General features: G+C 70.8%; 6 protein-coding genes. All 6 read right to left on the bottom strand.

Annotation, left to right across the window (positions count from 1 at the left end):
- Window positions 1-1038 precede the first annotated feature (1038 nt).
- Window positions 1039-3906 (bottom strand): preprotein translocase subunit SecA, encoded by a 2868-nt coding sequence (secA, locus tag AC07EG_RS33095; protein WP_478257168.1) that lies wholly within the window; start codon window positions 3904-3906, stop codon window positions 1039-1041.
- Between the two features lie 210 nt (window positions 3907-4116).
- Entirely contained in the window at window positions 4117-4806 is a 690-nt protein-coding gene (hpf, locus tag AC07EG_RS33090; RefSeq protein ID WP_478257167.1) for a ribosome hibernation-promoting factor, HPF/YfiA family, read from the bottom strand.
- A gap of 542 nt (window positions 4807-5348) precedes the next feature.
- Entirely contained in the window at window positions 5349-6005 is a 657-nt protein-coding gene (locus AC07EG_RS33085; RefSeq protein WP_478257166.1) for a ComF family protein, read from the bottom strand.
- 568 nt (window positions 6006-6573) lie between these two features.
- Window positions 6574-8319: an LpqB family beta-propeller domain-containing protein gene (locus tag AC07EG_RS33080; protein ID WP_478257165.1), complete on the bottom strand. Its 1746-nt coding sequence runs from the start codon at window positions 8317-8319 to the stop codon at window positions 6574-6576.
- The gene (gene mtrB / locus AC07EG_RS33075; protein WP_478257164.1) at window positions 8316-10028 is read right to left on the bottom strand and encodes an MtrAB system histidine kinase MtrB; all 1713 of its coding nucleotides are present in this window, start codon (window positions 10026-10028) and stop codon (window positions 8316-8318) included. Before mtrB ends, AC07EG_RS33080 begins: the two co-directional genes overlap by 4 nt.
- 7 nt (window positions 10029-10035) lie before the next feature.
- On the bottom strand, window positions 10036-10713 hold the full coding sequence (gene mtrA / locus AC07EG_RS33070; protein ID WP_113697829.1) for an MtrAB system response regulator MtrA: 678 nt from the start codon (window positions 10711-10713) through the stop codon (window positions 10036-10038).
- Window positions 10714-10727: the final 14 nt, after the last annotated feature.

Here is a 10727-nt window from a genome sequence, read left to right as displayed (position 1 = left end):
CGCACCCCCTCGGTGACCTGGGTGGTGGGGCTGGTTCGCGTGGTGGGGTGAGGGGCGGAGTGCGTGGGTCGTTGGCCTGCGCACCCCCTCGGTGACCTGGGTGGTGGGGCTGGTTCGCGTGGTGGGGTGAGGGGCGGAGTGCGTGGGTCGTTGGCCTGCGCACCCCCTCGGTGATCTGAGTGGTGAGGGCTGGCTTGCGTGGTGGGGTGGGTGACTTGGGTGGGGCGGTGGCTGGGGACGTGGTCGGCGGCTCGGCCGGGTGGGTGCCCGGCCGAGCGGCCGCCCCGGTTGATTGTCCGGCCTGGCTGCCCAGCCGCACGATCGCCCGCTCGACCGCCCTGGTCGGCTGCCCGGCACGGCTGCCCAGCCGCTTGGCCGCCCCGGCCAATCGCCCCACCTGGCTGACCAGCCGCCCGGCTGGCAGCCCGACCGCACGAACCGACCAGTTAACTGCCCAGCCGCCTGGCCGCCCCGGCCAATCGCCCAGCCTGGCTGACCGGCCGCCCGGCTGGCAGCCCGACCGCGCGAACCGACCAGTCAACTGCCCAACACGACTGCCCAGCCGCTTGGCCGCCCCGGCCAATCGCCCAGCCTGGCTGACCGGCCGCCCGGCTGGCAGCCCGACCGCGCGAACCGCCCAGTCAACTGCCCAGCACGACTGCCCGGCCGCACGATCGCCCCGGTCGGCTGCCCAAGCTGGTTCCGGGCGCGTGGCCACAGCAGTCGACTGCCTGACGCGGCTGTCCGGGCCGGGTGACTGCCCCGCCCGGCGGTCCCGGACGACTCGGCTGCCTCGGCGCTTGGCTGCAATCGCGTTGGGCTGCCTCGGCGCTTGGCTGCGGTCGCCGCGTTGGGCTGGCTGGGTGTGCAGGCGGGGCTGGTTGAGCGTGTGGGTGGGCGGCGCGTGTGGGTGGGCGGCGCGAGTGGGTGGGCGGCGCGTGTGTGGTTCGGCGGCCTGAAAACAGCGAGGAGGCCACGCACCGGCGGTGCGTGGCCTCCTCGGCGGGTCTCCTGGCTGGAGGGGTGCCCTTGGCCGGGTCAGCGGCGGGGGGCCTTCTTGCCCTTCTTCGCCTGGGCTCGGGCGGCGGCGCGGCGTTCGCGCCGGGTGCCGCCGGCCGAGTCGTTCCCGGCGGAGGCGGCGGCATCGCCGTGGGACTCGACACCGCCGTCTTCGGCGGGGCCCGAGTAGGTCAGGCCACGCGGGGCCCCACCACCGTCGAGGCCCTTGCCGCGCAGGGCGGCGGGCACCGGGTCGGGCTTCGGCTGCGGGGGCACGGCCTGCGCGTGCCTGCCGCCACCGGAGCCGTTGTCCCTGGCGGCACCGTTGCCGTTGCCGTTGCCCTGCGGAGCGCCACCGCCGGTGGGCAGCGGCACCGGCAGGTCGGTGGCCGGTTCCGGGGCGGGCGGCGGGTCCTGCCGCTCGACCTGCAGGTTGAACAGCAGCCCGACCGCGTCCTCCTTGAGCGCCTCGACCATCCGGTCGAACATGTCGAAGCCCTCGCGCTGGTACTCGATCAGCGGGTCGCGCTGCGCGACCGCCCGCAGGCCGATGCCCTCCTTGAGGTAGTCCATCTCGTAGAGGTGCTCACGCCACTTGCGGTCCAGCACCGACATCATCACCCGGCGCTCCAGCTCACGCATCGCGCCTTCGCCGACCGTGGCGTCGATCTCCGCCTCACGCCGCTCGTACGCCGCGTGGATGTCGGCGACCAGCGCTTCCCGCAGCGACTCGGAGTCCAGGTCGTCGGTGTCCTCGGCGAGGTCCTCCCACTGCACGCCGACCGGGTACAGCATCTTCAACGCGGTCCACAGCTTGTCGTGGTCCCAGTCCTCGGCGTAGCCCTCGGCGGTGGCCTCGTTGACGTAGGCGGTGACCACTTCGGTGAGCATGTTCGTCACCTGGTCGCGCAGGTCCTCGCCCTCGAGCACCTTGCGACGGCGGCTGTAGATGACCTTGCGCTGCTGGTTCATCACCTCGTCGTACTTGAGGACGTTCTTGCGGATCTCCATGTTCTGCTGCTCGACCTGCGTCTGCGCGCTCTTGATCGCCTTGGAGACCATCTTGTGCTCGATCGGCACGTCGTCCGGCAACCGCATGGTGGTCATCACGCGCTCGACCATGGTCGCGTTGAACCGGCGCATCAACTCGTCGCCGAGCGAGAGGTAGAACCGGGACTCACCCGGGTCGCCCTGACGACCGGACCGGCCGCGGAGCTGGTTGTCGATGCGGCGCGACTCGTGCCGCTCGGTGCCGAGCACGTACAGCCCGCCCGCCGCGCGGACCTCCTCGGCCTCCGCCTTGACCTCGGCGTTGACCTCTTCGAGCACCTTCGGCCAGGCGGCCTCGTACTCCTCGGAGTGCTCCACCGGGTCGAGGCCGCGCTCGCGCAGCACCTCGTCGGCGATGATGTCCGGGTTGCCGCCGAGCACGACGTCGGTACCACGACCGGCCATGTTGGTGGCCACCGTGACCGCGCCCTTGCGCCCGGCGCGCGCCACGATCAGCGCCTCCCGGTCGTGGTACTTCGCGTTCAGCACCTCGTGCGGCACCTGCAGCTTGAGCAGCAGCTTCGACAGGTGCTCGGACTTCTCCACGCTGGTGGTGCCGACCAGCACCGGCTGGCCCTTGGCGTGCCGCTCGGCGATGTCCTCGGCGACCGCCTCGAACTTCGCCTGCTCGGTCTTGTAGATCAGGTCCGGCTGGTCGACGCGGACCATCGGGCGGTTCGTCGGGATCGGCACCACACCCAGCTTGTAGGTCTGGTGGAACTCGGCGGCCTCGGTCTCGGCGGTACCGGTCATGCCGGCGAGCTTGTCGTAGAGGCGGAAGAAGTTCTGCAGCGTGATCGTGGCCAGCGTCTGGTTCTCGGCCTTGATCTCGACGCCTTCCTTGGCCTCGATCGCCTGGTGCATGCCCTCGTTGTAGCGGCGACCGGCCAGGATGCGGCCGGTGAACTCGTCGACGATGAGCACCTCGCCGTTGCGGACGATGTAGTCCTTGTCGCGCTTGTACAGCTCCTTGGCCTTCAGCGCGTTGTTCAGGTACCCGACCAGCGGGGTGTTCGCGGCCTCGTAGAGGTTGTCGATGCCGAGCTGGTCCTCGATGAACGAGACGCCCTTCTCGGTGACACCCACGGTGCGCTTGCGGATGTCGACCTCGTAGTGCACGTCCGCCTTCATCAGCGGCGACATCCTGGCGAACTCGATGTACCAGCGCGAGGACTGGTCGGCCGGGCCGGAGATGATCAGCGGGGTGCGGGCCTCGTCGATCAGGATGGAGTCGACCTCGTCGACGATGGCGAAGTTGTGCCCGCGCTGCACGCAGTCGTTGATGTCCCACGCCATGTTGTCACGCAGGTAGTCGAAGCCGAACTCGTTGTTCGTACCGTGCGTGATGTCGCAGTTGTAGGCCGCGCGGCGCTGCTCCGGCGTCATGTCGGAGAGGATCACGCCGACCTCGAGGCCGAGGAAGCGGTGGATGCGGCCCATCCACTCGGCGTCACGTTTGGCCAGGTAGTCGTTGACCGTGATGACGTGCACGCCCTTGCCCGAGATGGCGTTGAGGTAGGCGGGCAGCACCTGGGTCAGGGTCTTGCCCTCACCGGTCTTCATCTCGGCGACCTGGCCGAGGTGCAGCGCGGCCCCGCCCATCAGCTGGACGTCGAACGGGCGCTGCCCGATCACCCGCCAGGCGGCCTCGCGCGCCACCGAGAAGGCCTCCGGCAGCAGGTCGTCGAGCGATTCCCCGTTGGCGAACCGCTCGCGGAACTCACCGGTCTTGGCCTGCAGCTCGGCGTCCGGGAGGTTCTTCACATCGTCTTCGAGGGTGTTGATGTGGTCCGCGATGTTGCGCAGGCGCTTGACCATCTTGCCCTCGCCCGCGCGGAGCAGGCGGTTCAGAACCATCTCAGGAGACCTCACTATGACTATGCGTACTTCGGGGGGTCCGGGGGTTGCCCGCCCACCATCGTAGGGAACGTGCCGGTGTTCGTGCACGCACCGCCGTACGAAAGATGCTGCTCGGACAGGCCGACGGCCCGCACGCGCTGCGCGTGCGGGCCGCCGGGCGGAGTACCGGAACGGGATTTCAGCTCTTGGTGAAACAGGCCACCGGGTTCAGTTCGCCAGCCGGATCACGCCGTAGTCGAAGCCCTTCCTGCGGTAGACGACGCTCGGCCTGCCGCTGGCCGAGTCGTTGAACAGGTAGAAGTCGTGGCCGACCAGCTCCATCTGGTAGAGGGCCTGGTCGACGGTCATGGGTTCCGCGTCGTGCACCTTCTCGCGGACGATGCGGCCGGGGAGGTGTTCGGCCACACCGTCGTCCCAGCGCTGCTGGGGTACGTCGATGCCGTTCGTTCTTCCGGCGGCGCCGTCGAGCGCCAGGTCGTCGTGGGTGGGCGCGTCCAGCACCGCGGTGCTCGCGGCGGGGCGCCTGCCGGTTTCGGCCAGTCCGCCTGCCACCGAGGTCGCCTCGGCGACCGATTCGGAACGGCGGCGTCCATAGTGGACCCGACGCCGGTCGTGGGACCGGCGGAGGCGGCTCTCCAGCTTGCTGACCGCGGCGTCGAGCGCGGCGTAGAAGTCACCTGCCGTGGCCTCCGCCCGGACGGCGGGACCCTTGCCTGCCACGGTGATCTCCACGCGCTGGCAGTTCTTCGCCTGGCGGCGGTTGGGCTCGTGGAAGAGCTCCACGTCGTAACGGATGACCTTCTTGTCATAGCGTTCCAGCCGCGACAGCTTTTCGCTGACGTGTGCCCGGTAGTGCTCGGGCACCTCCACGTTACGGCCCTTCACGACGATGTCCATACACGACCTCCCTCGCTGAATTGACTGCGAGCTTGTGTGAGCATTACGGCGCCGGTGAAATCGGGACTGCGATAATCGGAATCCGCCGGAGCGGAACGGAAGTACGCCTTGCTGAGAGAATCCGGCCGCTGGGTCACGACGTCTCGCGCGGCCGGCCGGACGCGGGCTCAGCGCGCCTCCGGCGCCAGGGACATGGGCTTTTCACCTCCCCGCCTACCGGGTTTGCTGATAGCGGAGCACGTTAGCCCGCTCTGGCCCGGAACAACAGCCCCCGAGCCGGGGGATGTCACGCCGTGAGAACCCGTCACTGCGAGCAATGGGCTACGCCGGTTACTCGTCAGTTTCCGACCCGTTCGGAGCATTGCACGGTGCTGCCTTTCACGCAGAAGGCTCAGCGAATGGAAGCCAGAATTCAGCACCGTGACGGATGCGGGGAGAACGGCGGTCACGGCGGCGGGATACCCAGTCGAGGGCGTTCTACTCACTGACCGCGTCATATCCCGACAACGGACGGGCGGTACCGGAATGTTCCCGGCGCAGCTTCACTCGGATGAGTGAGCGTTGATCAGCGTTAACCCGGCGGTAACCGGGTGGCCCGCCGCACGCAGCACGCGGGCGCACGCCGACACCGTGGAACCGGTGGTCAGCACGTCGTCGAGCAGCACGACCGGCGTGCCGGGCGGGGGCAGACCGGCTGGCTCGGCCGTGATCCGGCCGACGAGGTTGGCGGCACGCTGGTGCCTGTTCAACGTGGCGGCGTCCGCGGCCCGCGAGTCGAGCACGAGCCCCGGCGCGACGGCCGCCGGGTGGCCGCGCTCGGCCAGGCGGCGGGCGCAGACGCGCGCCAGCCGCACCATGTGCGGGCCGCCTCTGGCCCGCGAAGCGACCCGGCGCGAGGGCACGGGCACCAGCCACCAGAGGCCGTCGGGCGCGGGTCTCACTCCTGGTAGGTACGGTACGGCCCTCGCGAGCAGCTCGCCGAGCACCGGCGCGAGGTCGCGGCGGCCGCGCTCCTTGTAGGCGAGCACCAGCCGGCGGGCCGTGCCGGTGTACGCGGCGAGGGTGAACACGGCTACCGCGGGCAGCGGGACCGGTACCGGCGCGCCCCAGACGCGGAGGCAGCCGGCACAGCAGGCGGCGCCGAGCGCACCGCAACCGGCGCAGATCGGCGGGAGGATGAGGTCGAGGAGTTTGCTCATGCCTGCAGCCTGCCGAGGGACCCCGACAAGTTGGGATCGAGTGGTAGGAAGTTGCGGTTGGGCGGTGCTGGGGCCGGGCGCGGGTGTGAGGTTGTGCCCCGCTTGGGAGGGGCGGCGGTCGGGCGAAGGGTGGGGTGTTCGGTCATGGGCGCAGCCTGACGACAGACCCCGACAAGTTGAGAACGAGTGGTAAGAACTTGCGGTTGGCGGGGAGGATTCGGCAGGTGGCGGCTTGAGCGGCAGGCGGATGCTGCGGGCAGCGGCCGGTAGCCGGTGCGGTGAGGCAGATCGGTCCGCTGGAGCGGCAGTCGAACCCGGGCGGAGCGGTGGCGGACGGCGGCCGGGTGCTGGGCGGCCGGGTGCGCCGGGGGCGCTGGGGGCGGCCGGGTGTGGAGGGGCGTCCGAGGGTGCGGAGGACCGACGGAGCAGGCAGACAGTGACTGAGGCAGTCGGGGCTGACCGGGACAGCTGAGGACGGCCGAGACCAGCCAGCCTTGATCAGGGAACCGCAGCCGCAGCCCAAGGCAGCCGGAGACGGCCACCGCGAAGGACAGCGGGGGGACGGACGTCAGCCGGGGTAGAAGGGGATGGCTTCTCCCAGGCTGTGGTCGTGCGGGCTCCACACCTCCCCCACCTCCGACGCCGTCCACAGGCCCTCCCGGTCGGCGACCACGACCGGGCGGCCCGGAGCCGCGGTGATGGCCTGCAGGGGCGGGGTCAGGTTCGACAGGTTGAACTGGTCCAGCCGCAGCCCGTCCACCGGGACGCGCACGACCGGCAGCGCCGTCGAGTCGGTGATGGCGACCAGGCTGTCCTGGTTCGCCCAGTCCACGTCCTTGACCTGCGAGAGCCGCGCCGCCTGGAGGACCCGAGGAGCGCGCAGGCTGACCGAATCCGCGTTGCGCACCACCGCGGCGACCACCAGTTTCCCGGAGACCACCAGTGCCGCGCGGGTGCCGTCGCGGGACAGGCGCAGGGCCGAGATGTCCGGGCCCAGTGAACGCACGTTGTCGGCGTTGACCACCTGGCTGGCCCAGGTGCCCTGCGCGGTCCGCAGCACCCGGACCACCTGCGAACCGTCGACCACCGTCCACAGTTCACCGCCCGCCCCGGAGGCCGGCAGCGAGGGGCGCCAGGTCGGCCTGCTCAGCCGGTCCCCGTTCAGCTCGGTCCTGGCCAGGTCGAGGCCGAACTCCCCGACCCGCAACCACAGCCTGCCGTTGTCCCGCTCGATCACCGCCAGCTGCCTGCCGTCCAGTGACTGCGCGGCGCTGACCACGTCGTAGGCCCGCGCACCGGCGGGCCCGGGGATCGGCGCGCCGTCGTTGAGCGCACGCACCCGGCCGCCGGTGACCATCAGGCCGGGCAGGTCGGACTCCGGGGACGCCCACGTCTCGTACGACGGCAGGTCGCTGGCCCGCCACTCCTCCCGGCCCGCCACCAGCGGCGCCCCGTCCGAGAGCAACCGGATCCGGCTGCTGGTCACGCTCTGCAGCGAGCGCACCACCTGCGCGGCGATCAGCCGTTTCTGCTCTTCGCTCTGCTCGGCGACCCCGGTCAGCGGCACCACCACCGAACCGTCCGGTGCGCCGCTGACGTTCTGGTCGATCGTCGCCTGCTGGCCCAGCGGGTTGTCCACCGCGCCGTCGAGGAAGTCCGACGGCCCGTTGAGCAGCAGGTCGATCACCCGCCCGGGCAGCCCGGACTGCGGTTTCTGCACCACGTACCGCAGGTCCGGCACCAGCGAGTTGCGATCGGTGGAGAAGAAGTACACCGGCACCCGGAAGTAGTTGCGGGTGAAGTCGGGCTCGGTGATCACGATGCTGTTCGACGGCGAGACGATGCGCCACTGGCCGTCCGGCTGCCTGGCCAGCTGCACCGGCTGCTCGAAGCTGTCGCTGAGCGGGATGAACGCGCTGTCCGGGCCGAGCTTGCCGACGTAGGTGCCGCGCAGCAGCACGATCCGGCGGTTCGGGTCGGCGGGCTGGTTGGGCGAGTAGACCGTGTCGAACTTCTCCTCCATCACGGTCAGCCCGCGGTCGGGGCGCCAGGTCGACCGGGACGGCGGGTCCAGGAACAGCCGCGCCCGGCCGTTGTCGTTCTGCGGCTGGGCGCTCGCGGCGACGAACTCGCGGACCACACCCAGCGCGTCGAGGTCCTTCTGGGGCTCGGGCACCGGGGGCGCGGGCGGCGCCATGCCGCCGGACGAGATGACCCTGGCCTGCGACTCCTCCGGCACCGTGGCGCAGCCACCGGCCCCCAGCACGACCAGGCAGGCCACCAGTGCCCAGACCGCCCGCCACCGCTTGCTCACCTGACCTCCTCGCGTTCGGCGGCGACCAGGTTCGGCGTCACCGAAGCCTCACCGGCCGGTTCGTCCGGTTCGATGCCGATGAACCCGCCCGGCGGCACGTCCGGGGGCAGCTCCAGCGGGCTGGCCTCCCACTGCTCGCCCTGGCGCAGCGGCAGGGTCAACCGGAAGCAGGCACCGCGGTCCGGCTCACCCCACGCCTCCAGTTCCCCGCCGTGCAGCTTCGCGTCCTCCAGGCTGATCGCCAGGCCGAGGCCGGTGCCGCCGGTGCGGCGGTTGCGGGAGGGGTCGGCCCGCCAGAACCGGTTGAACACCAGCCCGGCCTCGCCGGTCCGCAGGCCGACGCCGAAGTCCTGCACGGTGATCGCCAGCGCGTGCTCGTTGGCCGCCAGCCGCACCCGCACCGGCTTGCCCTCGCTGTGGTCGACCGCGTTGGCCAGCAGGTTCCGCAGGATGCGCTCGACCCGGCGGGCGTCCAGTTCGGCCTCGACCGGCGTCTCGGGCAGGTCCACTTCCAGTTCGCTGTTCGCGTCCCCGGCGATCACCCGGACCTGCTCGACCACGCGCAGCACGATCGGCCGGGCGTCGATCAGTTCGGCGGACAGCTCCTCCACCCCGGCGTCCAGCCTGCTGATCTCCAGCAGGTCACCGAGCAGCGCTTCGAACCGGTCCAGTTCGTCGACCAGCAGTTCGGTGGACCGGGCCAGCCCCGGCGGGAACTGCTCACGCGAGGCGTGCAGCACGTCGGCGGCCATGCGCACGGTGGTCAGCGGGGTGCGCAGCTCGTGCGAGACGTCCGAAGTGAACCGGCGCTGCAGCTGGCCGAACTCCTCCAGCTGCCGGATCTGCCGCTGGATGCTCGCGGCCATCTCGTTGTACGACTCGGCGAGCTTGGCCAGATCGTCCTCGCCGAGCACGCCGAGCCGCTGGTCCAGCTCACCCTCGGCGAACCTCTCCGCGGCCGCCGCCGCCCGGCGCACCGGGTGCACCACCTGGCGGGTGACCAGGTTGGTGATCAGCACCAGCAGGAACAACAGCACCAGGCCGCCGACCAGCAGGGTGTTCTGCACGGTCAGCACGGTGTTCTGCTCGGCGGTCAGCGGGAAGAGCAGGTAGAGCTGCAGCGGGCGCGGGGCGCCGGTGACCGGGGCGCCGATCATCAGGTAGGTGGTGCGGGCACCTTCGGCGCCGGCGGTGTGGATCTGCTCGGAGAACTGCTCGCCCTCGACGAACTGCCGCAGCCGCGGGGTCACCTTCTCGAACGGGCCCGCCACCGCTGGGGACTCGCTGGACTTGCTCGGGTCCACGCTGGCCAGCACCGGTTCGAAGGCCCCGGCGCTGGCACTGGTCGGGTCCTGCCCGGCCGGCGCGCTGGCCAGCTTCTTGAGCGCGTTCTCCAGCCGGGACTTGAGCTGGTCGGCCGGCGCGTCGAGGCCGGACAGCTCGCTCTCGGCGTCGTCGAGGATGGCCCTGGTCTGGGCGATCGCGGCGACCTTCTTGGTCTCGATCAGCCGGTCGGTGATCTGGTTCTGCAGCACCATGCCCAGCACGAAGACCACCGCCGACGAAAGCGCCAGGGTGGAGATGGTGACCCGGAACTGCAGGGACTGCCGCCACAGCTCGCCGAAGTCGATGGACCGGCGGCGCAGGAACGCGGCCACCCGGCGACCGGTGGCCACGGTGCCGCGACCGAACGCGGCCGGCCTGCTCACGGTCTGCTCACGGCGGGCCAGCCTTGTACCCGACGCCGCGCACCGTCAACACCACCTCGGGGTGCTCCGGGTCCTTCTCCACCTTCGACCGCAGGCGCTGGACGTGCACGTTGACCAGCCGGGTGTCAGCGGCGTGGCGGTAACCCCACACCTGCTCCAGCAGCACCTCGCGGGTGAACACCTGACGCGGCTTGCGCGCCAGCGCCACCAGCAGGTCGAACTCCAGCGGGGTGAGCGGGATGGCCTTGCCCTCCCTGGTCACCTCGTGCCCCGGCACGTCGATGGTCAGGTCACCGATGGCCAGCGACTCGGCCGGCTCGGACTCGGTGCGCCGCATGCGGGCCCGCACCCGCGCGACCAGTTCCTTCGGCTTGAACGGCTTGACCACGTAGTCGTCCGCACCGGACTCCAGGCCGAGCACGATGTCCACGGTGTCGCTCTTCGCGGTCAGCATCACGATCGGCACGCCCGACTCGGCGCGGATGGCCTTGCAGACGTCGATGCCGTTCATCCCCGGCAGCATCAGGTCGAGCAGGACCAGGTCGGGCTTCAGTTCGCGCAGCGCGGGCAGCGCCCGCGAACCGTCCGCGACGACGGCCGTGTCGAACCCCTCCCCACGCAGCACGATGGTGAGCATCTCCGCGAGCGCAGGGTCGTCGTCGACCACCAAGACACGTGCCTTCATGTTCACATACTCGC

This window comes from Amycolatopsis sp. NPDC045836, from assembly GCF_056431745.1.
This window is presented reverse-complemented; position numbering and strand designations above follow the sequence as displayed.

Excerpts from the sequence above, each read along its gene's own strand:
- secA (WP_478257168.1), bottom strand. The coding sequence starts at position 3,906 with ATGGTTCTGAACCGCCTGCTCCGCGCGGGCGAGGGCAAGATGGTCAAG.
- hpf (WP_478257167.1), bottom strand. The coding sequence starts at position 4,806 with ATGGACATCGTCGTGAAGGGCCGTAACGTGGAGGTGCCCGAGCACTAC.
- AC07EG_RS33085 (WP_478257166.1), bottom strand. The coding sequence starts at position 6,005 with ATGAGCAAACTCCTCGACCTCATCCTCCCGCCGATCTGCGCCGGTTGC.
- mtrA (WP_113697829.1), bottom strand. The coding sequence starts at position 10,713 with ATGAAGGCACGTGTCTTGGTGGTCGACGACGACCCTGCGCTCGCGGAG.